This is a genomic window from Candidatus Eremiobacteraceae bacterium, from assembly GCA_036511855.1.
Taxonomy (GTDB): domain Bacteria; phylum Vulcanimicrobiota; class Vulcanimicrobiia; order Eremiobacterales; family Eremiobacteraceae; genus JABCYQ01.
The window spans coordinates 1-23,414 of sequence record DATCBN010000097.1; the positions used below are offsets into that span (position 1 = coordinate 1).

Genomic DNA, 23,414 nt, shown 5'->3' on the forward strand with positions numbered 1-23,414 from the left:
CCAGGCCCGCCACGACCGCAAGAGCGATGCAGCCTAAGATGACGCCGACGAGCTTTAGGTTTCGAGTGAGGCGGTCTTCGCCGATCACGGTATTCCTCCGGTACGGCGATTCGTCGCAGTCGAGCGATTCCCGGTCAGCGCCCGCACAAAAAGCTACGGGGACCTCGATTGAGGTCCCCGTGATTTAGCGAACCGGCCAGTTTAGGGCTGGGTGAACACCGCCGTGGCGTCGGAAACGGTGGTATCCGCTGTTCCGCCGGCACCGACGATGGTCGGCGCTTGGGCGGTGTTGCCGGGCGGACTCGATTCGAACAACGGATAGTCGGAGCCTATAACAAACGCCTGGAAGCTATCACCGGGTGTCAGCGTGCCCGCCGGCACCACCGCGGAAGTCCCGGTCGCTTCGACAGAGATGTCGGCGCCTGTACTCTCGTCGACAATATAGACTAACGACTCCGTCACGCCAGCCGGGTTCACAATCGTAAACGTGCCGCCACCGCTGCCCGCAGGACCCGGCGCGTATACGGGTATGGTCTCAGCAGGCAGAATTGTCGGTGTTGCACCTAGCGTTGCAGTTGCCGAAAAAGTCGGGTGCCTTCCGTTGACCGCGACGGTGGTGCTAAGAGTGTATGCACCAGCCGTCGGCGCCGGTGGCAAGACATAGAGCGTGCATGTTGAGTCGAGGTACACCAGATAGCCGAGCGCATACCCGATGCCGTTAGCGTTTCCCGGATTGAATGATGGGGGTTCTCCAAATGCCGGTGCGAGGAGTCCGATCGGACCTGGCGCGGCGGGATTGACGATGAACGGATTGATCATCGTGCGAGGATTCTGGCCGTAGCTGAACAGCCCGCAGACAGATGCACTGCCGCCACCTGGTAGGGCGAATGTTGGAACTCCGGGGTTTATAAAGGCCGACTGCCCGAACTGATTCCGAAATGTCGATACGGCATTCAAATACACTCCGGAAACGCTGGTCAGCGTACCGAATGCGTCGTTAAGCGTGCCGACTGCGAGTTGCAGTTTGGCATTCGTTGTGAACTTTGGATTACCAACCGTGTTGTTCGTCGTGCAGCCTGCCATCACTCCGACGCCGACCAGCGCGATCAAACCTGCGCTGATTTTGCGCATCGTTTTGTGTCCTTTCATATTGCGAAATACTTGCCTTTCAGATCGACGGTGTTAAGTCCGGACGGCGTTGCCGCCGTCCGGATATTGCGCTTTTCTAATACTTGATGCTCACGAAAAGCGTATACAGGCGTGCTGGTCCTGTTGGCTCGTTTTCGTATGGATTTGGGCTGCGCGGGAACTGGTATGGCTCGAACAGCGGGAGCACGAGGTTCGTTCCCGACGTCGGGCCGAAACCGCCCAGGCCGTTGTTGCGGTAGCGCGAGTTGCCGCCGACCACGGTGTTGGTGTAGTTGCCGAGCAGATTCGTGCCAACTATACCGACTTGCATGCCCGTCGGCCCGTGGCCGACGTCGTGCGCGACCGTCACGTTGTTGAGGAAGAAGCGCGGCGGGCCTATGAGCGTGCCCGGATCGTTGCCGTCGTCCGTGCCGCGCGATCCTGTGATGTTAGGATGCAGGATCGTTCCCGGGTTGGACGGATCGGTGAAGTAGTACGCGCTCGTGAACTGGTTGGCGCCAAGCGCGATCTCCGCGAGGTCGGTGTTGAGCACTTCAACCGGTTTTTCTCCACCGTTCGGACCGATCGGCTGGAAGATGAACGTCTTCTTGCCGACGCCGTAGCGGTAGCCAGACTCGAACGGCATGAGCGCCGAGAAGTGCCAGCCGTTGCGCGTGTCCATAGCGAGGTTCAGCGTTGCGACGATCGGCGCCACATAGGACACGTGGAAGAAGTGGTTCAGCGCCAACGCGGCGTTGTTCGTGGACGGAAAGAAGTCGCTGTTGTAGTTGGCGAGCGTGTTGTCGTACGTGAAGCTGAATGTTCCCGACAGACCGAATGACGCATTCTTCTGAAGGGCCAGCTCAACGCCCGTGTTTTGGTTGACGCCCGCGTTTTGCTCGCGCGGCGAGCCGAAGATCGACGTTCCATCCGGCAGCGTGAACAGCAGCGGCGTATTTGCCACTACGTAGTCGACGCCTTTACGGTAGTACGGCGTGATCCGCAGCTCGAAGTTGTTCGGGAATTCGTGCGTGAAGCTAAGATCGTAGTTGGTGGCGCGCTGCGGCTTCACCGGCGTGTACTGTGCGAAGAAGTTGCTGTTGTAGTCGCCGATGGCCTGTTGATACAGATTGGTGATGTTGTTGCTCGGGCTCGTCTGACCAGGCACGAGATTGCCCGGTCCGCCCAGGAGCGGTTGGAAGCAGCCGCTGGCGATGTTGCACTGCGCCATCGACGGGCTTATCGCCGACTTCGCTTCCACGTTGGTGAACGGCGTGAACTCGATGTTCTTGCCGTACGAGAAGCGCAGGACGTTGTTGTCGTCCAGCTTATATGACAGTGCGAAGCGCGGGCTGACCTGCTTCGGATGCGTCACGTCGGATGTGATCGCCGGGCCCGGAAGCTGGGTGACGGCGCCCGTGACCGGACTCGTGGTGAACGAGTAGTTGTACCGCGCAGCGTTTGCGGGAATGTCGAGGATCTCTTGGTCGTAACGCACGCCGATGGTGGCTTGGATCTTGTCGCTGGGCGACCAATCGTCTTTGACCCACAGATCACTGCGATGCAGCGGGTCGTTCACGAGCAACGTGAGCGCGGGCATCTTCCCGAGGAATTGCTCATTCGACGGGCACCCGAACGCGATGTTGATCGGGGTGACGTAGCAGAGTTCGTTTCCGAAGATGAACGCCGACTCGCTTGGCAAGCCAAGGTCGTACGCGGACTTGGTGAAGATCGTCTCGGCACCAAAGGCGATTTGGTGTTTGCTCGAAAGCTGGTTTTCGTAATCGAACCCAATGCCCGAGTTCGCACTGTAGTTGTGCTCGAATTCGTCGCCGAATGCGCCGCCATCCCACGGAAGGATGAAGTTGTCGGCTTCGTCGGTGCGGGTGAAGCGCAGCTCGGCGTAGCTGGACGCGGTGAGCGTGCGCCGGAAATTAAGCTTTTGTATGCTGTGCTGGTTGTTTTCGTGGTCGGCGTAATCGGTGAATTGATTCAGCCCGACTTGCCCGGGGAAGAGCTGCGTCGCTGCGACAATGTCGGGGCCGAGCGATGCAAGGACTTCACCGTTGTTCGAGGCGTACGGCGTGGTGGCGGAGTTGATGAGATTGTTCTCGTTGAACAGGCTGGCGCCCGTTTCGCCGAAATACTGAATCTCGTTTGCGTTGTTCTCGCCCCAGCGGTAGAAGAGGTTCATCACGTCCTGGTTGCCAGTTTCGTCGCCGACGGCGCCGACTAAGCGCGGCAAGAACGTGGTGCGGTCACCGTAGACGCGATAGTCTCGGATCGAATTGAACGCCATGAAGTAGCTAAACCGATTGTCCGGCGTGGCGCTTCCCCACTCGCCCGCAAGGCGATGGTCGAAGTTCTGGAAGTTCATTCTTGCGGTGGACTGGCCGGCGCCCGGATAGGCACCGCGCTTGATCACCGAGTTGATGACGCCGGCGTTGGTGTTGCCGTTGCTGACGTCGTAGCCGCCGGTGGAAACCACGATTCGTGAATCGCCCACTAGCGACAAGCTGTTGATGAATTGTCCGGTCAACGGGTCGGTGGCGTCGATGCCTTCCAACTCGTAGCCTTCTTCATTTTCTGCGCCGGCGCGAATCACTGGATATCCCGCGCTGTCGGTGGTAATGCCGGGCAGCGTGTTGAGCACGGCGGTTTCGGAGATATTCTGCGGCGTGCCGGTGATGTTTTGAATGCTCTGGCTGGTGACCGTGTATTGGTTCACCGTGGTCTTTGGCTGCACCAACGACGTGGTGCCGCGGACCGTCTGCTTGCCGAGCGTCTTGACCTCGGTGGTCAACGTGTGGTTGAGTGCAACGGTCTGATCCTGGTTGACCGTGATCCCGAACACCGAAACCGGAGTAAACCCGGTGGCAGTGAATGTGACTGTGTATGTATCGGGTGGCAGACTGGCGAGTGCATAGAAACCGTTCGAGCCGGTGACCGTCTTATTCGAGTATGACGGTGCAACTGCCGAAACTTGGACATTAGCAACCGGACTGCCGGTCGCGCTGGTGACGGTGCCTTGGATGCCGCCTGTTGTTCCTGCCAGAACCCCTGTTCCCTGGCCGAACGCAAGACCGACAAATATGAGCAACGCCAGAAGCGCCCGCGTCATTGACTTGGGCATTCTCTGACTCCTTATCAGCGATTAGCTGCGATTGAAGTTCTAAGGCCGCTCCTCGCTGGAATGGGTGAATACCGCCGAGTTCGCAACTGTGAACACGTGCGGCAACCGTACAATTCGCCTCGCGACCACGCGGTCCTGTGAATGCTACTGGGCTGTCCTGAAAACAAGTAAGCCCTTCGGAGCACCCGGAATCTGTTGCGGGACTGGCACGAATTGAGGGCACGGATTGCCGTCGCAGGAGATCGTGAGGGTGATGCGATTTCCATCACTATCAGTGTACCGGTATAGACCGCTTTCCAGAACGGGCTCCACCTGGCTCACCTCAAACCAATTTACGGGTCCGCCCTCGCCTCCTATAAATGCGGAGGTGCCGGGCATAGCGCCGGTGTGGATCGGGTTGGGGTCTCCATCTCCACCCCCGCCGCCGTGCCACGGCCCTTTCATGAGCTTGGGTACGATCATGAAAGCTACGACAACCGGACCTTTCGGCGGAGGCGACGACCCGGAGACGAGCTCCGCGAGGTCGGTGGGCGCAGACTTCGCCGCGAGATGGATGGAGCTTGATTCGGCAGGCGCTCCTCCCTCAGCCGAGGTCGTGATGTCGAGCAATACGACCCCGTTGCCTCCCGCATTGCGCAGCGATCCGTAGTAGACCGAAACCGGCGTGATTGATTCGGCGCCGACGACGTCGCCGGTAGCACTGACGTCGACTTGTTGCGGGAAAAAGGAGGCGATGCCGGCGGCTGAGAGATCGGCGTGGGTGGTCTGCGGCGCGTTGCCGATCAACGCATAGTCGTAGCGCGTGACGGTTCCCGAGCCGCGATCGAAGCGATACGCGACATAGGTGTCGCTGCCGTCGGAAGCTCTGCGGAAGAAGTCGACCTCGTGCGCGTTCGTGGACGAGTTGTCTTCGCCGACCACGTCGATCGGCGGAACGAAGACCGATGTGGAGCTGCGCGCCTCCTCGTTCAACCGTGCTTCCATGCCCGATGCGCTGCGGATCTCGCTTGCGCGTCCGACGTGCATAGAGCCGGCGCGCAGCGTGTGCGACACAGCGTCGCCCACGACAAAGATGAGCAGTGCCAGAATCGCAACGCTGAAGACGGTTTCGATGACGGTGAGACCGCGCAAGCGCATGGCAGGAACCTCCAGGCAGTGCGAAAAGCCGCGGCTTCGATGTCGTCGAACGTCGCGGTCGGATTGAGTACGAACAATAATCGCGCGAACGGCCGCGCGCGTAAAGGGCTTACGGTCCTATCGGCAACCGAAGCGGCGAGATGGAAGCACGTGTTCGCGCTGCCGACCGTCGCCGTGGCGCGCGAGTTGATCGGTGCGTCGCTCGTGCGGATCATACCGCCTGACGAACCAGACGCGGGCGAAGTGCTCGTCGGCCGGATTGTGGAGACGGAAGCGTACTTACCGCTCGTCGACCCTGCTTGCCACGGCTATCGCGGTCCGACGCCCCGCAACAGCGCCATCTTCGGCAGGGCCGGCTACGCCTACGTTTATTTCATCTACGGCAATCACCACTGCTTCAACGTCACCACCGAACCGGCAGGCATCGGCGGCGCAGTCTTGATCCGGGCACTCGAACCCGTGCGCGGTCTTGCGGCGATGCGCCGCCGGCGTCGCGTCGGCACGCCCGATGCCGCCCTCGCTAGCGGCCCAGGTAATCTTTGCCGTGCCTTCGGCATCGATCACGCATGCGATGGAGTCGATCTACGATCGGGCGCTTTGCGATTAGACCTTGCGGATGTCGCACCGCCGATCGGCGCAAGCCATCGCATCGGAATTCGTGCGGCCTCGACGTGGCCTTTGCGCTTCGTCGACCTAACGAGCAAGAGCGTCTCTCCATTTCGCTCAAATGCTACAGTATTGGACGATAAAAGCCGATAACATCATGGTGGACGAGTAGGGTCTCGTCCGTTGACGGCATCGGCGTGCTGTGTTATAGTTACCGATAGCGTGAACCCTAAACGGAGTTCAACCGCTTCCACCTCCTAACTTAAATTCATATGTATGGCGTCGACAGCGACACTTATTTGATTTGTCACGTGCGCGCAAGTCGCGCCGCGGATTTCGGCCCGATTGCGGCCGACCCCACTCACACCCCCATCGCACCTATATAAGCCGAACAAGAAAATTGACGTGCAAGAAGATACCGATATAGAAATCAACCCGAAGCCGGCGCGCAGCGCTCGCCAGCCACGCGGCCGCATTCGCGCCGCGGCTTCTGCGGATCCCGACGACTCCGTTGTGCACATCGACGCTGACCGCGTCGACGCCAGCGATGCGCAGGACGAACGTGTTCAACGAGCCGAGCGATTGGATCCGCCCGATCGAAGTGAAACTGTCGATCGCGCAGAACGCCCCGAACGTACCGATCGATCGGAACGCCAGCCGCGAGTCGAGCGGCCCGAACGCGCCGAGCGCGGCGATCGAGACGAACGAATCCTTCGCGACGACCGCCCCGAACGGTATGAGCGAGTCGAGCGCGGTCACGAGCGCGCGGAACGATTTGATCGCGGACCGGATCGAAGCCAGGATAGAGGCCAAGATCGCGGACCCGACCGAGCACCGGATCGCGGCCAAGAACGCGGACCCGACCGAAGCCAGGATCGCGGCCCCGATCGTTTGCCGGATCGCAGTCAAGACAGAGGACCCGACCGCGGCCAAGATAGAGTGCCGGAACGCGTCATAGAACGCGGCGAGCGGCCCGAAAGATTTGAACGCCCCGAACGCTTCGAGCGGTTCGACCGGACCGAGCGCCACGATCGCGGCCAGCGGTTTGAGCGCCAAGACCGCGGCAACAACGGACGCTTTGATCGCGACCGTGAACGCATCGATCGCGGCGGCGGCCGGATGGTCGGCCAAATGCAAAGAGCGTTCCAGCCGAATAGGCAGCAGCAAGAACGCTACGACAATCAGCCGCGAACGTTCACCGATCAAGAAGGCAACGTCCACGAACTGCTCTCCGTCCGGCAACTCGAAGAAAAGACCCGCACCGAGTTGCTCGAGTACGCGAAGCTGCTCGAGATCAAAGACATCGCGCGCATCAAAAAGCGCGAGATCATCTTTCCCATCCTTGAAGCCCAAGCCAAAGCCGCAGGTCTGCATTTCGCGATCGGCGTGCTCGACATGCTCCAGGAAGGCTACGGATTTCTTCGCCGCGAGAACATGCGGCCCGGTCCGCACGACGTCTACATCTCGCAATCGCAGATCCGCCGCTTTGAATTGCGCACCGGCGATCTTGTGGCGGGTCAGATCCGCGAGCCCAAGGACAACGAGAAATATCAGGGCATCCTCAAAGTCGAAGCCGTCAACGGACAAGACCCCGAAGCCATCCGCGGCCGCGCGAATTTCGACAAGCTCATCCCCATCTATCCAGACAGCCGTCTCAAGATGGAGACGTCGTCGCTCGAGATGTGCGGACGGGTCTTCGATCTGTTCTGCCCCATCGGCAAGGGTCAACGCGGACTCATCGTCTCGCCGCCTAAAGCCGGCAAGACCACACTATTGAAGAAGATCGCGAATGCGATCGCATCTAATCACCCGGACATCGATCTCTTCGCGCTGCTCGTGGACGAACGCCCCGAAGAAGTCACCGACATGCGCCGCTCCATCGACGGCGAGGTCGTCTCATCCACGTTCGACGAGCATCCCGACTCGCATACAAGCGTCGCGGAGCTCACGCTCGAACGCTGCAAACGATTGGTCGAGCTCGGCCACGACGTCGTCATTCTGCTCGACTCCATCACTCGCTTGGCGCGCGCCTGGAATCAGGTCATGCCCACCACCGGCCGCACGCTCTCCGGCGGTTTGGATACGAGCGCCCTGCACCGGCCGAAGCGTTTCTTCGGCGCGGCGCGCAACATCGAAAACGGCGGCTCGCTCACCATCATCGCCACCGCGCTCATCGAGACCGGATCGAAGATGGACGATGTGATCTTCGAAGAGTTCAAAGGCACGGGCAACATGGAGATCAACCTCGTGCGCAAGCTCGCCGACAGCCGCATCTTCCCGGCCGTCGACATCAAACGTTCGGGCACGCGGCACGAAGAGCTGCTCTTGACCGAAATCGAGCTTCGCAAGGTCGTCATGTTGAGGCGCGCCACCGCGGTGCTCGGCACGCAAGAGATGACCGAGCTGGTGCTCGAGCGCTTCCGGCGCACCGACGGCAACGAAGACTTCCTGAAATCCGTCACCAAGGAAGCCATGTCGATGGCGGGCGACGGAGACCGGTAGATTTCCCGACTACTATGAAAAAGGGGCCGCGAGTGATCGCGGCCCTTTCTTCATGTGCGATTCTTATGCGTTAGAAATGTGTTGACGCGATGAACGTGCTCCAGTCACTTGCGGATGATCCGAACTCGGACGCCATCCACACGCGATTGGTGCTCGCGCCCTCGTAGCTCATCGCTTCGTAATCACCCCAACGGTAGTCGGGTGTGGCCGCGGTTCCGTTGACGAGCGGCTTCGACGCTCCAAACGAGCCAAGCGGATGACTCGGTTTGCGGGCGACGTACAGCGCGCCGGGATCGAGCGTGCTGCTCATCGTGTCGTAGACCATGAATAGGTCGTTGTTTTTGTCCGGCATCATCGCTCCGAACGACGCGTCGCGGTCGCCCGTGTACGAGACGATTCCACTCTGTACGATCGTGCCACCGGTGATTGTCGTGCCGGACAACGTGGGCGCAGCTTGACCCCAGAAGATGCCGGGAATCGTATTCGAACCCGAAGTCACGCCGGTGTCAAGCGCGAACGAAATCATTCCGTTCGCGTAGACGGGCGTGCCGGTCATGCGCGTGTCGAGAGTTTCGACGCATTGCGAGCAGCCTGGTTCGTCTGCATCCGGCGGCACCGAGTACGTTGTGGTCGGCACGGTGAACTCTGTCAGCGACGGACTGGTGAGCGGATTCGCCATCGCGAATACGTTCACGCCGGAACAGGCGCTAAAGCAGTTGGACTCCATGTTGAACGAATCGATGAACAGCCCGGCAGCGGGATACGAGCCCCCGTTTGCTTCCACCATGACCGGCTGCAACGTGTCGATAAACGTCGATCCGACCTTGATCTGCTTCAAACCCTTGGGCGTTGTGGCGCTGCCCGATTCCATCGCGGATTTGTTCGCGGCGAATACCTCATCGTATTCATAGGCGGAGCCGCCTTGGTTGAACATGTTCCCGCCGAAGTAGAACGCTTGGTTGTCGAGCCCCACTTGCGTGTAGTCCGCAGCGTTGGTCGCGCCGAACGCCATGTTGAACGCGTAGACATTCCACGCGCCGTTAGGATTGCTGGTCTGGCTGACCGCGGTCCAATAGAGCGTCTGTAAGGGGCAGCTGTTGAGGCCGAACGCGCCTTCGACTTGGAGGAACGTCACCCAGAAGCGGCCGTCGGCCGGATCGTACAGAGCGCGCGGATCGCTTAAGAACGGCCCGTTCGTGTCGCAAGATCCCGGATTTGGCACGCCCATGAATGTCTGCACGTTCTTCGGCCAGCCGGATTGGAGATGACCGTTAGAATTATAAACCGCGACCGAGGTGTTCACCGCTTGCACGACCCACGACGGCGAAGCCGCGACGGCCATGTCGGGCGGTTCGCATCCGCCGAAGTACGGGCACGTCGACGCAGAGTCGGCCATGCCGGGGAATTTGACGGCCTTGCTCGGCGTGAAGGGCGTGAGATCCAGCTCGTCGACCATCGGCCGCGCATTCACCGGTGCGAATGGATTGTGTGCGGCCGCGTGTTTCAGCGACTCCCACTTGTGGACGTCCATGCCCATCATCTCCGGCATGAGACCGGGAGCGTGACGCAGTGGCATGTAGATCGATGCAGGTGCCGTCCGCATGTCGACGCGATGAAACGTGACGATGGGCGCGATCGCCGGATGGGCGCTGACAATATTGGAAGCAGATCCGCGACTGATCGCTGCGTGTGCGCCGGACGGCGCGACGATGAACAATGCAACGAACGCGATGCCGAAAGTGGCGCGCGCGAAAACCTGGAGTCTCGTCATTCTAGTTCGCTCCTCCGAGAAAGGATCTCCGGAGCGCGAAGGCGCTCTTAGTCCTTGCGATTGGTTTCGTTTTGCCAACTGCGAATAGCTTGAGACGAAAGACCCACATCGCAATTGGAGCCATCCGCGCGGCGATCGCTTGACGAATCATTAACTTTGTGATACAAAGTTAATGATGAATTCTATAATACGCGTCGCGCTGATCATCGTTCTCGTCATCGTGATCGGCGCGGCATGCGTTCGCTCGCTGCCGTACGATGTCGTCGCGGTTGGCGAACCCGTTCGACAGGACGACTTCTTGTACACGGTTACAAATGTAGAAAGGCATCGGGCGGGCGACACGGTGTCGTACAACGTGACCGTCAGAGTGGACAACCAAGCAAAGGTGGTCGACTATCGATGGTCCGACGACACGGCATACGTCAGCGATTCCACGGGCCGGCGTTATCAAGCCCTGAAATCCGGACCATCGGTCGCGTCCGACCGGCCGCCCGTCGCCGCCGGTTCTTCGGCCTCATACGAGCTCACTTTTGAACTTCCCATCACCGCCGCGCATCCGATGCTGCATTATTGGAATGGATTCATGATGGGCGATATTTTTGACGGCGCGGCATATGGTCGCATCGCAGTTCCCCTGTAGGGCGAGCCGTACTAGGGCGAGCATCGCTCGCCCAAAAAATACGGGGCAAGCAATGCGCGACCTCTTACATAACGAACGAAGGGGCTCACGCGAGATCCCGGCGGCTGGGCCGAGTGAGATCGTCGCGATCGTGGCTTAGGTTTTATGCGGGCGTCAATGCCGACGGGTCTCAAATAGCACTTCCGGAAATTCCGCGGACGGCCCATCGAGCAGTGGCGCGGTCATGCCCTTGAGATGCCGGTCAAAAAAGGCAAGTTCATAGGCGCAGACGATAGCGTGGCCTCGCTGCGCGTCCATCGGACCACTGATGCCTAGCCAGCGTGTTAACGGAGAAAGCAATGGTGCGTCGGAAAAATCCTCGTGGAACATCCCGGGCACCCGCACGAAGTAGCCATCTCCGGGCAGCCCTTCGAAAACACTACGCATAGTGCCCAGGCTTTCGTCGGTGACTGCCTGGGACCAACCCTCGAGCCGCATTGTCGCGGCGTCGCGGGTAATCCACATCGTCGGCTGTCGCAAGCCTGCCTTGACCACTTCGGCCGGCATCCAAACATCCATAATCAGGCAGGCTTTCAAGCGCGGATCCAGGCGGCAAGCCTCTGCGGTGATCTCCCCGCCCAACGACAACCCGAACATACCGGTTCGTTGCAGGTCCAGCCGCCCCGTCAGGATGCCGTTAGGGTCGGACCGGTTCAACGCGGCGAGCCGATCCAATGTGAAGCTGACGTCCTGCGCCAGATACGGGATGAAGCTATCCTCGGACTTGCGATCGAGCATGCGGACGTCGGAGACTCGCTAGACGCCCGTCGGGAAAGACCACGCCGGCGGCGGCGTAGGTATGGTCTATGGCAGCGACGATGTAGCCGTGCGAGACCAGCTCTTCGACCTGCGCCGTGTTGTGCTGACGAAAACCTCCGCGGCCGTGCGAAAACACCAGTACCGGGTAGGTGGCCGTCCCAGGCGCCACGGACGCGCCCGGAATGGCGTTTGTTTTGATGTACTTCAGGTACTGGAAAATGAACCCGGGAAGGTGCAGCAGTCGCGCCAACGGCGCGAGCGCGTAGCCGTCGTTGACATACGGCGCCCGTTTCGTAGATTTGCTGCCCTGCACTGGATACCAGACTTGCACCATCAGCTCGCGCCGATCGCTTGGATCGGCCCTGAAAATCTCCGGCCGGCCGGCGTCCACCCAGTCGTAGGTCAAGGTGCCGATCTGGTAAGGCCCGTGTGGCTGGGGGAAATTGAACACCGGGAACGTGAGCGCCAAGAAGGCAGCGAGCGCAAGCGCTACCGCGCCGAGCCCGATGGCGAGACCTCTTCCGAGGCGTCGCAGGCGCCCGGGCTCAACGCTTTCTCCCGGGCCACTTTGCCGGAGCAGAGAGATTAGAAACAGCAAGACGCTGACGGCGTAGGCCGTTGCCATCTGCCAGCGCGCGCCCTCCAACAACACCTGTGCGCTGAGCGCCAGCAGGGCCGCGGTCGGTAGAAAGCGGGTGCGGCGTACGGCACGGAACCGACGCACCGCGAACGCAAGGAGCGCGGCCAAAGTGATGATGAGCAACAGCGCTTCGAGCGGCCTCATCGTTGGTTTTCTCCACTCCTACTACCCGGCCGGTGAGATGGGCACTTCCGCGCGGTGAGCGGTCATGGCGCCGCGTTGCGTAGGGCTCCTTCACGGGGGTTGGGTAGATGTCATACGGGGCGTGCCGCTTGCCATAGAATAGAACCGCGTGCCCACGGCTTGACGACCTAATTACTTTGTGATACAAAGTAAACGATGAGATTCGCGGTTCGCGCAGTGATTGTCGGCATCGCATTCGAAACGGGCAAGCGGGGCCGACCATAAAAGTCGGCCCCTACAAATCGAATCGGGCAAGCGATGCTTGCCCTAGTACAGTTGTCCTCCTACCGAATGAGGTCGTATGCCGATCCGCATCAATAAGTTCTTAGCCGATGCGGGAGTCGCGTCGCGCCGCAAGGCCGACGAGTTGATCGCCGGCGGCGCTGTGCTCGTCAACGGCAAGCGAGCGGAACCCGGCACTATCGTCGACCCGGATAGCGACGACATCCGCATGGCAAACAAACGCCTAACGGTGCCGCCCACGCCGCACGTGACGCTCGTCTTGAACAAACCCGCCGGCGTCGTCACAACGATGAGCGACGATCGAGGCCGGCCGACCGTGGCCGATCTCATGCCGAAGGGCCGCCGGCTATTCCCCGTCGGTCGTCTCGACGCGGATACGACGGGCGTGCTGCTCTGCACGTCGGACGGTGCGCTTGCACAGACGCTCGCGCACCCTTCGCATGGCGTCGAAAAACGATATCGGGCAACCGTTTCCTCCGAGCCTTCCGTGGCGAGTCTGAACCGGCTTTCCGGCGGCTCGGCTCGGCGCAATCCGAACGGAACATTTTCGATCGATATCGTCTTGCACGAAGGCAAAAACCGCCAAGTGCGCCGGATGTGCGCGAACGAAGGTCTTCGCGTTGTCGCGCTCACGCGAATTTCATTTGGTCCGATCTCGCTGAACGGCTTGAAATCGGGCAAATTTCGCGCGCTCACGAGCGCAGAGCGGTCCGCGTTGGACAAGCTGCAGATAGGTCGCCGCACTCACTAAAGCAAACACAAACGCGCATGATAGTTCGGGGAATCCGTGGAGCCGTCACCGCGGCTGCCAACGAGCGCGCCGCGATCCTCGACGCGACGAGCACATTGCTCGCTGAAATCGTGCAGGCTAACGGGCTAGAACCCGAGTCGGTCGCGGCAGTGTTTTTCACCACGAGCGCCGACCTCAATGCGGCGTACCCAGCCGAAGCCGCACGGGCGAAAGGCTGGACGCAAGTGCCGCTCCTGTGCAGCCACGAGATGGTCGTTCCGGGTGGTCTGCCGGCATGCATCCGGGTGCTGATGCTCGTGAACACCGACGTGGCGCAAACCGACATTAAGCACATCTATCTGGGCGGCGCAGCGGCACTGCGACCGGACTTAAGAGTCTCGTAGGACAATGCATCAATTATGATCGTCGTCATCAAGCGCGGAGCAAGCGCCGAAGAAGCACGGACCGTCGTCGAAAAGATCAAGGCGATGGGTTTCGACGTCAACGTGTCGCAGGGCGCGGAACGTCTCATCATCGGTGTGCTCGGCGTGCGCGAGAACAAAGATACGCTCGCGGCCCAGCTTGGGAGCTTGGCCGGCGTCGAGCGCGTCATGCCGATCAGCAAGTCGTTCAAGCTCGTCAGCCGCGAAGGCGCCCACGCAGACACGATTGTCAAGCTAGCGAACGGAGCGGAGATCGGCGGCGGACTCGTGCACGTGATGGCCGGACCGTGCACCGTCGAAGGACGCGACATGCTGATCGAGACGGCGAAATGGGTGCAAGCTTGCGGCGCCACGCTCTTGCGCGGCGGCGCATTCAAGCCGAGCACTTCACCTTACTCGTTCCAAGGCATGGGTAAGGAAGGATTAGAGATACTGTCCGAAGCGCGGGCTCTCACGGGCCTTCCCATCATCACCGAAGTGCTCGACCCACGCGACGTCGCATCCGTGGAGGCGCACGCCGACATCTTGCAGATCGGCGCGCGCAACATGCAGAATTTTCAATTGCTCAAGGAAGTGGCGAAGTCGCGCAAACCGGTCATGCTCAAGCGCGGACTCTCGGCCACCATCGAAGAATGGCTCCTCGCAGCCGAGTACATCTACGCCGGCGGCAACCACGACGTCATCATGTGTGAGCGAGGCATCCGCACGTTTGAAACCACCACGCGCAACACACTCGACCTCTCCGCGGTGCCGCTCGTGAAACAACTGAGCCACTTGCCCGTCGTGGTGGACCCAAGCCACGCGACCGGCAAATGGGATCTAGTGACGCCCATGGCGCGCGCAGCGGTCGCCGCCGGCGCGGACGGTCTGATCATCGAAGTGCATCCGAAGCCCAGCGATGCGCTTAAAGACGGCTTCGAGTCGCTCACGTTCAACAAATTCGCTGCGATGATGGACGCCGTGCGGCCCGTCGCAAGCGCAATCGGACGGCCGGTGGCGTCGGATGCCGCGGCGGCGGTATAAGCCCGAGTCGCTCGCGCTCATCGGAACCGGTTTGATCGGCGCATCGATCGGGCTCGCGGCTCGCGGCCGGGGATTCAGCGTCACAGGCTGGGATGTGAGCGCGCGCGCTCTGCGCGGTGCCCAAAAACGTCGTGCCATCTCGCGCATCGCCGCGAGCCTTCAGGATGCGGTTGCATCCTCCGACATCGTCGTGCTCGCCGCGCCGCTCGATGCGACGCTCGCGCATCTGCGGCAAGTGTTCGAATTCGCGCGCCCCGGCACGCTCGTCATCGACGTGGCCGGTGTGAAGGAACCCGTTTCGAAGCGCGCTGCAGCGCTGCTCGCGAGAAGACGCGATGTGTGCTTCGTCGCCGGGCACCCCATCGCCGGCAGCGAACATTCTGGACCTGCAGCGGCTGACGCAAAACTTTTCGCGCGGCGGGCCTTCGCTCTCTATGCTCCGCCGCAGACTTCGCGGACGCAGGCTTATGAGGCGGCGGCTCGCTTTGTCAGGAAGCTTGGTGCGGTGCCGCTTCGGATAGCGCCGCGGGACCACGATCGCGCCATGGCAGCTTTAAGCGCACTGCCGCAGCTCGCCTCGATCGCCGTTGCACTGGCTTCGGGCGACAGCGGAGCCGCCATCGAGCGCCGCCTCGCGGGACCAGGCTATCGAGATGCGACCCGGTTGGCAGAATCGGGGTTCGCGATGTGGAAGCCCGCATTGTCCGCCAACCGCGCCAATGTCTTGAGGTCGATTCGTGCAATGAGTAAACGGGTAAGCGTCATACAAGCCGCGCTGCAGCGAAGGGATTGGCGCGTGCTTGGGAGGCTCTTTTCGGCGGCCGGTCGCGAACGTCGGCGGGTAAATCCGCGCTGACCGCGAACGGGGGCGCGACGATTTACGCTCATATCCGTTCCTGAAGATACCGGTAACCGCGGACCTTGCTCCGCGCACCATGTCTTGAGTTTAAGGAGACACATGCGTCAAATACAGCTCGCCTTCGCGGCGTTCTTGGGTAGCGCCGCGTTGCTCGCCCAAGCCGCAGCACCGGCCGGCGCTGACCCTTCCTACTACTACCCTCCGAAATTTAACCACCAGGTCAAGCCGCTCTACCCCGACACGGCGCGAGCCGCGCATGAGGTTGGCGAAGTGAAGATCAAGGTGCTCGTGGGCTCGAACGGGGTCCCGAAAACCTTCACGATCTTCAAGTCCTCGGGACACAAAGATCTCGATGCCGCCGTGCTCGCCGCGTGTAAGGCATCGACCTACACGCCGGCCACGCGCGGGAATGCGCCGGTCACCGCGTTTTACGACGTGAGCTATAAATTCGACCTCACCGGCGTCGAAGAAAATGTCGGCGGGTCCTCGGACCTCCAATCGAAGGTCACGGCGCATCCCACCGATGTCGACTCCCGGCTGCAGCTCGCGAATCTCTTTCTCAATCAGAACGACTACGCGCACGCCGAAGCCACTCTTTTGGACGGCACGCGAGCCACGCCGTCGAGCGCCAAGGTCTTTTCCCGACTAGGCTTGGCATATTACAACGACGGCGACAACAACAAAGACACTTCGAAGTTGAAGCTCGCTGCCCAGGCCTACGACAAGGCGCTGGCGCTGGATCCGAAGATCGATAATGCTCTCGCGGCCCAAGCGTACTTCCGGTATGCATTCGCACTTCAAGCCGCGCAGGATAGCGCGGGCGCTCAGCCCTACGCACAGAAGGCGGCACAGCTCGACTCCAAACAGTTCATCTACCGCATGCTTGTCGGCGAGACCGAAATCACCTTAGGGCAAACCAAACAAGCGCTGGACGATCTAATGGCTGCGAAAGCTGCGGATAACGGGAAACAGTCTGAGATTTCCGCGCGTCTTCTCGCGGAGATCGGCAACGCGCAGCTCACGCTCGGCGACGAGACCGCCGGAATCGCGTCGATCATGCAGGCCGAAGCCATTGCCCCGCACAGTCCGTTCCCGTATCAAGCGCTATCAAGCTTCTACATGGGCAAAAACAACTACAGTGCGGCGATGGGGCCACTCAAGCAACTGATCCTCATCCAACCAAACGAGCCGGCGTGGGACGTCGAGCTCGGCGACGTATACCTCAATACGAAGGACTGGGCGGACGCCAAGTCGTCCTACGACGCGGCGGTCAAGCTGAGTCCCTCGAGCGGCGATGCCAAACTGGGCCTAGCCAAGCTAGCCGCCGCACAAGGGCAGACGGCTCAGATCGATGCCGGGCTCAGCGACGCCATCAAAGCAACGCCGGCGAACGCTTCGTTTTACAATACCGTGATCGCCAATATTCTATTGAACGCAAGCAGCACGAAGAACGACTACTCTTCGGATGCGGAAAAGTACAGCAAGGCCGCCACTGACGCCGATCCCAACAACGGCAATGCATGGGAGTCATATGGTATCGCGCTTGCAGACCAACACAAAAAGGACCTGGCCAACGACGCGCTACGCAAGGCGTACACGATTTTCAAGGCAAAAAACGATACGGCGAATATCACAAACGTCTTGAATTATTACAAACAGATCAATGGCACCGATCTACCCGGCGCGGATCACAGCGACATTAACAACCGCGCAAGTGGTCCAGGCTGATCGATGAAATTGAAGCGCGCCGCACGGTGGTTCCGGGACCTGCGCACTAACTATTCTAATCGCCGTGCGGCGCGGTAGGAAACCTATGAAAAGGCGTTTAAAACGGGGCGGCACAAAACGGGCGGGCCATCCGTCCGCCGTCTGTGTATTTGCGCTTCGCGCGCATCGGCCAAAAACGCCGCCGCGGCACGCCATCTAGGCATAAGGGGTACGAGTTTCAAATGGACGCATCCAATCCGCTTACCTCATTCTTAGACTTCCTGAACAGAGGCGGCCCCGCGATGTGGGGGCTGCTCGTGTTGTCGATTCTTTCGGTCGGCGTCGTCTTCGAGCGGCTGTTCTTCTTTTCGAAGCAGCACTCGAACCCGAGCCAACTCCTGCGCGACATCGGTGACCGCGTGTCAAAGGACGACATGAAAGGCGCCATCTCCGTTTGCGACCGCGAGCGCGGCATGTTGCCGAAAATCCTACAGTTCGGCCTCTACCGCCATGAGAAAAGCCGCGCCGATATTTCCGACGCTCTCTCCATCGCGTTGCTCGAACAGCTCAACACCCTCGAAGCGAACCTAGCGATCATCGGCACCGTGGCCGTCATCGCGCCGTTCGTCGGTCTGTTCGGAACGGTGCTCGGCATCATCAGAGCATTCCAAGACATCGCTATCAAAGGCAACTCCACTCCCGCCGTCGTCGCGGCCGGCGTGTCGGAAGCCCTCATCACGACCGCGGCCGGCCTGTTGGTCGCCGTCATCGCCGTGATCTTCTTCAACTACTTCAAGTCGCGCATCAAGGCATACAATCAGGAGATGATCGTCTCCGCGAACAAGCTCGCCGAAATGCTGCACTTCCACAACTCCGGCGCGCCCATTCCCACCGAGCTTTACCGGCCTCCTGGCTCGGCGCCGCGTCCGAATTCCACACCGGCACCGGCGCCCAAACCGGCTGGCCCCGGCACGACGTAGAGAAGATCGCGTTAGAGCGGCCGTTCCGGGCCACTGAATCGTCAGCAAGAGGCGCAATATGGGTCTGACATCAGCGAAGCAAGATACCGAAGTCATGGCGGAGATCAACATCACGCCCTTCACGGACGTGCTGCTCGTACTCCTGATCATCTTCATGATTTTGGCCGCGCTCGCGGCGCCTCCCGGTTTCCAAAAAGAGCTGCCGAAGAACAGCAAAGTGCCGCCCACGCATGATCCTAAGGATCAGATACATTCCATCGAGGTGCTGGTGAACGCGCACAACGTCGTGTATATCGACGGGCGGCGGACGAGCGATGCCAGGCTGTACGACGACATGGCCTCCACCGTCGCCTATCACCGCGCGCACGCAAGCCAGAACTACACCGACCACATCGCCCTCACGGCAGACACCGATGCGAGCTACAACACGATCATCAAGATCCTCGATGCCGCGCGCGAAGCAAAAGATGACGACGTCGGCTTTGTGACCGAGTAGGGAAGGGAGCGCACTATGTCTCTCATTGGATCCGGCCCCGAAGAAGACGTCATGTCCACCATCAACATCACGCCGTTCACCGACGTGCTTCTCGTGTTGCTCATCATCTTCATGATCCTCACGTCATTGCTCAAGCCGCCTCCCGTGCCGCAAGTGAAGAACAAGCTCAAAGTGAATCAGTCACCGCTCGTGGTGATCGTCAATCCTAAGGATGAGGTGCAAGTCGGCGCCGAGACCATTCCGAAAGCGGAACTGCTCGCGAAGATGAAAGATCTCTTCTACCAGTTCCAGGTTTCGTCCCAAGGGGACATCATCATCAAAGCGGCGCCCACAGCGAAATACGGCACCGTGCTCACGCTCATGGCCGATGCAAAAGCGGCGGGCTTCACGAAATTCGGTCTCGCCAACAAGATCATCGGCGCGCCCGACAGCAACAGTAACTGAGCGAAAGGATCACCCCAGGTGTCGATGTCGCCCAGCGGGCCAGCTGTCGCCAAAGGAACGGTTCCCCCGCTTTTCACCAAACGCGAACGATATTCGCTCTACCTTTTGTCGGCCGCCTTCATAACGTTTTCGGTGGTCTTGCACTTCGTCGTCGGTGGCGCTACGGAGACGCTGTTCCCGAAGTTCAAAGTGGAATCCACGCCGCCGCCGCAGATCGTGACCGTGCAGACCATGCTGCACACTCCGAAACCCACGCCTAAGCCCACGCCCACGCCGCCGCCCACGCCCACGCCGCCGCCGCCGAAGAACACGCCGGCGCCGGTGCACATCAAATTAAATGTCGTGAAGCAGGTCAACGACACCACCACCGGCGGACCGGCCGAATCTGCATACACTCCGCCTCCGGTCGGAAATGCACAGGGCGTTCCCACCGCCGTGCCCACCGCCGAACCAACGGCCGCGCCCACCGAAGCGCCACCCCAAGGACCGATCACCGCCACCGATGCGACGTTTGCATACCAAGCGCCACTCGATTATCCGGACATCGCGAAGGATCAAGGCATTCAGGGAACCGCGGTCGTCTTGGTCACGATCGGTGTCGATGGATCTCTCACGGCGGCCACCATCGCGGAATCGTCGGGCAACGCGTTGCTCGACGGAGCCGCACTCAAGGCCGCGCGCGCTAGCCGGTATCATCCGTTCATGTTGAACGGCAAGGCCGTCGAGCAACAGTACAAGATCGTCTACGAGTTCAAACTCGACAGCTGATCCGCGAACCAAATTCGCGCTGTAGGGGCCGACCTCAATGGTCGGCCCTCTTCTTATGTAGGAGGGCAAGCTCGTACTAGGGCAAGCAACGCTTGCCCCGTCTTTTTCTTATTGTAGGAGGGTGAGCAGCGCTCACCCATTTTTCGGTCACCAAAAACGAATGGGCAAGCGATGCTTGCCCTCCTGCACAAATTACCTGGCGTGAACTTTGCGCAGCGCGTGCGCGACAGACGTTCACTATGAACACACCGCCGCCGCTGTTTTCTAAACGCGAGAAATATTCGCTCGCGATGTTTTCGGTGGGCTTCGTCGCGTTCTCGTGCGTCGTCCACTTGATGGCGGGAAGCATGGGCTATAGCTTCGTGCCGCGCTTCACCGTCGAGCCGACCCCGTCGCCGCCACCGTTCTATCTGTTGCCGTCGGCGAGACGCACTCCCAAGCCGACGCCGACCCCGCATGCCACACCAACGCCCCCGCCGCCGCCGAAGGTGACGCAGCCGCGCGTGCCAGCCGTTCACCCGCCGAACATCGTGGTGCGCCCAAATCGCACAGTCGGCCCGACGGAGCCGCCGGATGTGCAGCCGACTCCCGGCGTCGTCGAACCGAGCGCGCCGCCGGTGGTGCCGAGTGCCGCACCGGTAGCGACGTCCACACCGAGCGGACCGGTCGTGATTCGAGATAGCACATTCAAATACAAAGCGCCGCTCGAATACCCGCTGTACGAGATCCAAGCGCGGATCGAAGGGACGGTCGTCGTTCTCGTCACGATCGGGCCGGACGGAAACGTGCTCTCCGCATCGGTGTCCACAACATCGGGCAATGCGCATCTCGATGAGGCCGCGCTCAAGGCCGCGCGCGCGAGCAGCTATACGTCGTATTACGTGGGCGGAGTGGCAGTCGAACAACAATACCTAATAGTCTATGAGTTCAGACTGGATGAGTGATCACTTCCGACGCGCGCGCTAGGAATTGCGAATCGACGAGAGAGCCCGAGCACATTCACTTGAGGTTCATCCGCTGAAGTCCTAGCGAGTTTGGGACCTGTGCCGGAGGTCGAGTGCCGCACTAAAACCGAAACAAGCAGGCGTATTATTCGCGCACTAGCGGGCCCTGTGGGGTCCGCAGACGTGTCACGGAGAAGGGCCTCTTGATCAACCAAATCATACATGCAATCATGCTCGGCATCATCCAAGGAATAGCCGAGCTATTCCCAGTCTCGAGCGCCGCGCACACGGTGTTGCTCTCATACCTCTTTCATTGGGATTTTCCAAGCCTCCCATTCGTCGTCATGCTCCACCTCGGAACGTTTCTCGCCGTTCTCGTCTACTTCTGGAAAGACTTCGCCACGATAACGGTAGGGTTTTTTTCCGGCATGCGAACCAAATGGGCGGAGCCCGAACAGCGGCTCGGGCTGCTCGTCGTGGTCGGATTCATTCCACTTGCGATAGCCGGGAAAGTGCTCTCTCCGTACATCGATCCGCTCTTCGCCATGCCGGCCGTTGCGGCAATCTTCTTGTTGCTGACCGGCGTCGTGCTCTTCGTCACGGAAGTTCTGCAGCGCCGCCGGATCGATTCTGTGATTGCCCGGCCGGCGGTCCGGCCCGACGTCACAGGCGATCGCATGTGGTTCCCCGATCCCGCGAAGCCAAAGCGCGAATATGAAGGCGCGGCTTCGCTCTCTATACTCAAAGCGTTTTGGGTGGGGCTGAGCCAGGTCGCGGGCATCATTCCAGGCGGCTCGCGATCCGGTTTCTCCATCTGCGGAGGTATGCTCGCCGGCTTGTCGCGTGAAGAGGCGTCGCGCTATTCGTTCTTGCTCGCAGGCCCCGCGATTCTCGGTGCCGCCATTTTCGAACTGCCGCGGATTCTCGGGCACAAGACCGTCGACACTCACGGCGAATCGCTGCACGGAATCGCAAATCTAGCCGCTGCGCCGGAACCGCATGTCGTGATCGCGATCGGCACCATCGTCGCATTCATCAGCGGCCTCATCGCGATCAGGTTTTTCATGAAGTACGTGAGCGACCATAAGTTGACGCCGTTCGCCGTCTACTGCTGGGCGTTCGGTCTCTTCATGTTGGGTGTGATCGGTGTCCGGCACGGCGCGTAAACCTGCGATGCGCGCACGGAATGCCAAACTGACGCACGTGCGCGCGGACGGTACCTTGCAGATGGTCGACACGAGCGCAAAAGCGAGCACGGCTCGGACCGCGACCGCCGAAGCGGTGGTGCGGATGGCGCCGGCTGCGCGCCGCGCGCTCAAAGCCGGCGCGCTGAAAAAAGGCGACGCGCTTGCTGCGGCCCGCGTTGCCGGCATCATGGCGGCAAAGCGCACTTCCGGACTCATTCCGCTCTGCCATCCGCTCGCGTTGAACGACATCGACGTCAGGATCGGATTTTCTGGTCGCGACAGCGTGCGCATCTCGTGCAGCGCATCGTGCTTCGGCCAGACCGGCGTCGAGATGGAGGCGCTTGTGGGGGCCGCGATCGCCGCGCTGACCATCTACGACATGTGCAAGGCGATGGACCGCGGGATCACCATCGAACACGTGCGGCTGCGCGAGAAAGCCGGCGGCGCGAGCGGCCGATGGCGCCGTTGATGCGCGTCGCACTCCTCGTGCTTTCCGACAAAGCCGCGGCCGGCGAGCGCCCCGATGCCTGTTTGCCGGTGATGCGCGCGGGCGTACCCGCCGGCGCGACCATTGTGGCTGAAGAAATAATGCCTGACGACCGGGAAGCGATCGCGATTCGCCTCGCACTGTGGTGCGACGAAGACATGGCCGACGTCGTCCTCACGTCTGGGGGCACGGGCTTGAGCCCGCGCGACGTCACCCCGCAGGCCACCGCGGATATCGCGGACTACGCCGTGCCTGGCATCGCCGAAGCGATGCGCGCTGCGAGCATCGCAACTGTTCCGAGCGCGATGCTATCGCGCGCAACCGCCGCGGTGCGCGGCAGAACGCTCGTGGTCAACCTGCCGGGAAGTCCGAAGGCCGTCCGCGAAACGCTGGCAGTCATCGCGGGCCAGCTGGCGCATGCGGTCGGTCTGCTGCGCGGGGACGTTGGTGAGCACGCCCGGTAGGACGCAACGCGCATGGATTTCAGCGACGCAAAACGCCTGCTGCAGGCGGCGACGAACGAAAGCTTATCGAGACGCTATCCGGGCCGGCTCGACCGGATGCG

23 protein-coding genes are annotated in these 23,414 nt (G+C 60.9%); 16 read left to right on the forward strand and 7 right to left on the reverse strand.

What is annotated here, in order from left to right; all coding sequences use genetic code 11:
* Positions 1-201: 201 nt before the first annotated feature.
* The 3 genes from VII69_12705 to VII69_12715 all read right to left on the reverse strand — a co-directional run bounded on the left by VII69_12705 (position 202) and on the right by VII69_12715 (position 5,398).
* Positions 202-1,131 carry a hypothetical protein gene (locus VII69_12705; GenBank protein ID HEY5095967.1) on the reverse strand — a complete coding sequence of 310 codons (930 nt, stop codon included), beginning with the start codon at positions 1,129-1,131 and terminating at the stop codon, positions 202-204.
* Between the two features lie 94 nt (positions 1,132-1,225).
* Complete coding sequence (locus VII69_12710; protein HEY5095968.1) at positions 1,226-4,261, reverse strand: TonB-dependent receptor; 3,036 nt, start codon at positions 4,259-4,261, stop codon at positions 1,226-1,228.
* A 144-nt stretch (positions 4,262-4,405) separates the two neighbouring features.
* A complete protein-coding gene (locus tag VII69_12715; protein HEY5095969.1) occupies positions 4,406-5,398 on the reverse strand; it encodes a hypothetical protein in 993 nt (330 codons plus the stop codon).
* Between the two features lie 18 nt (positions 5,399-5,416).
* On the opposite strand from VII69_12715, the gene VII69_12720 reads away from it, so the two are divergent.
* Positions 5,417-6,157 (forward strand): DNA-3-methyladenine glycosylase, encoded by a 741-nt coding sequence (locus tag VII69_12720; protein HEY5095970.1) that lies wholly within the window; start codon positions 5,417-5,419, stop codon positions 6,155-6,157.
* 225 nt (positions 6,158-6,382) lie between these two features.
* On the opposite strand, the gene VII69_12725 is transcribed toward VII69_12720, so the two are convergent.
* Entirely contained in the window at positions 6,383-7,135 is a 753-nt protein-coding gene (locus tag VII69_12725) for a hypothetical protein (GenBank protein HEY5095971.1), read from the reverse strand.
* Between VII69_12725 and rho the strand changes: the two genes are divergently transcribed.
* The gene (gene rho, locus VII69_12730) at positions 7,136-8,506 is read left to right on the forward strand and encodes a transcription termination factor Rho (protein ID HEY5095972.1); all 1,371 of its coding nucleotides are present in this window, start codon (positions 7,136-7,138) and stop codon (positions 8,504-8,506) included. It begins immediately after the preceding gene.
* 70 nt (positions 8,507-8,576) lie between these two features.
* Here the strand turns inward: rho and VII69_12735 are convergent, their stop codons facing one another.
* Positions 8,577-10,277, reverse strand: coding sequence for a hypothetical protein (locus VII69_12735; protein HEY5095973.1), 1,701 nt, complete (start codon positions 10,275-10,277; stop codon positions 8,577-8,579).
* Between the two features lie 172 nt (positions 10,278-10,449).
* On the opposite strand from VII69_12735, the gene VII69_12740 reads away from it, so the two are divergent.
* Positions 10,450-10,917 (forward strand): hypothetical protein, encoded by a 468-nt coding sequence (locus tag VII69_12740; GenBank protein HEY5095974.1) that lies wholly within the window; start codon positions 10,450-10,452, stop codon positions 10,915-10,917.
* Between the two features lie 153 nt (positions 10,918-11,070).
* Here the strand turns inward: VII69_12740 and VII69_12745 are convergent, their stop codons facing one another.
* On the reverse strand, positions 11,071-11,694 hold the full coding sequence (locus VII69_12745) for a hypothetical protein (protein HEY5095975.1): 624 nt from the start codon (positions 11,692-11,694) through the stop codon (positions 11,071-11,073).
* Positions 11,669-12,499, reverse strand: a complete 831-nt coding sequence (locus VII69_12750; protein HEY5095976.1) for a hypothetical protein — start codon at positions 12,497-12,499, stop codon at positions 11,669-11,671. Before VII69_12750 ends, VII69_12745 begins: the two co-directional genes overlap by 26 nt.
* Positions 12,500-12,839: 340 nt before the next feature.
* Here VII69_12750 and VII69_12755 point away from each other — a divergent pair, with 340 nt between their 5' ends.
* From VII69_12755 to VII69_12815, 13 genes are all read left to right on the forward strand, one after another.
* Positions 12,840-13,532, forward strand: coding sequence for a pseudouridine synthase (locus VII69_12755; protein ID HEY5095977.1), 693 nt, complete (start codon positions 12,840-12,842; stop codon positions 13,530-13,532).
* A 17-nt stretch (positions 13,533-13,549) separates the two neighbouring features.
* Positions 13,550-13,915 carry a chorismate mutase gene (aroH, locus tag VII69_12760; GenBank protein HEY5095978.1) on the forward strand — a complete coding sequence of 122 codons (366 nt, stop codon included), beginning with the start codon at positions 13,550-13,552 and terminating at the stop codon, positions 13,913-13,915.
* A 15-nt stretch (positions 13,916-13,930) separates the two neighbouring features.
* Positions 13,931-14,977 (forward strand): 3-deoxy-7-phosphoheptulonate synthase, encoded by a 1,047-nt coding sequence (aroF, locus tag VII69_12765; GenBank protein ID HEY5095979.1) that lies wholly within the window; start codon positions 13,931-13,933, stop codon positions 14,975-14,977.
* Positions 14,958-15,833 carry a prephenate dehydrogenase/arogenate dehydrogenase family protein gene (locus VII69_12770; GenBank protein HEY5095980.1) on the forward strand — a complete coding sequence of 292 codons (876 nt, stop codon included), beginning with the start codon at positions 14,958-14,960 and terminating at the stop codon, positions 15,831-15,833. Before aroF ends, VII69_12770 begins: the two co-directional genes overlap by 20 nt.
* 102 nt (positions 15,834-15,935) lie before the next feature.
* Positions 15,936-17,564 (forward strand): TonB family protein, encoded by a 1,629-nt coding sequence (locus tag VII69_12775; GenBank protein HEY5095981.1) that lies wholly within the window; start codon positions 15,936-15,938, stop codon positions 17,562-17,564.
* 221 nt (positions 17,565-17,785) lie between these two features.
* Positions 17,786-18,523 (forward strand): MotA/TolQ/ExbB proton channel family protein, encoded by a 738-nt coding sequence (locus VII69_12780; GenBank protein HEY5095982.1) that lies wholly within the window; start codon positions 17,786-17,788, stop codon positions 18,521-18,523.
* A 58-nt stretch (positions 18,524-18,581) separates the two neighbouring features.
* Entirely contained in the window at positions 18,582-19,019 is a 438-nt protein-coding gene (locus VII69_12785; protein HEY5095983.1) for a biopolymer transporter ExbD, read from the forward strand.
* 15 nt (positions 19,020-19,034) lie between these two features.
* Positions 19,035-19,463, forward strand: coding sequence for a biopolymer transporter ExbD (locus VII69_12790; GenBank protein ID HEY5095984.1), 429 nt, complete (start codon positions 19,035-19,037; stop codon positions 19,461-19,463).
* Between the two features lie 24 nt (positions 19,464-19,487).
* Complete coding sequence (locus VII69_12795) at positions 19,488-20,231, forward strand: energy transducer TonB (GenBank protein HEY5095985.1); 744 nt, start codon at positions 19,488-19,490, stop codon at positions 20,229-20,231.
* A 239-nt stretch (positions 20,232-20,470) separates the two neighbouring features.
* Positions 20,471-21,175: an energy transducer TonB gene (locus VII69_12800; protein HEY5095986.1), complete on the forward strand. Its 705-nt coding sequence runs from the start codon at positions 20,471-20,473 to the stop codon at positions 21,173-21,175.
* Positions 21,176-21,378: 203 nt separating this feature from the next.
* Positions 21,379-22,341 carry an undecaprenyl-diphosphate phosphatase gene (locus VII69_12805; GenBank protein ID HEY5095987.1) on the forward strand — a complete coding sequence of 321 codons (963 nt, stop codon included), beginning with the start codon at positions 21,379-21,381 and terminating at the stop codon, positions 22,339-22,341.
* A gap of 7 nt (positions 22,342-22,348) precedes the next feature.
* Complete coding sequence (moaC, locus tag VII69_12810; GenBank protein ID HEY5095988.1) at positions 22,349-22,831, forward strand: cyclic pyranopterin monophosphate synthase MoaC; 483 nt, start codon at positions 22,349-22,351, stop codon at positions 22,829-22,831.
* A complete protein-coding gene (locus tag VII69_12815) occupies positions 22,831-23,313 on the forward strand; it encodes a MogA/MoaB family molybdenum cofactor biosynthesis protein (GenBank protein HEY5095989.1) in 483 nt (160 codons plus the stop codon). The genes moaC and VII69_12815 overlap by 1 nt, the downstream gene beginning before the upstream one ends.
* The last annotated feature ends 101 nt before the right edge of the window (positions 23,314-23,414 follow it).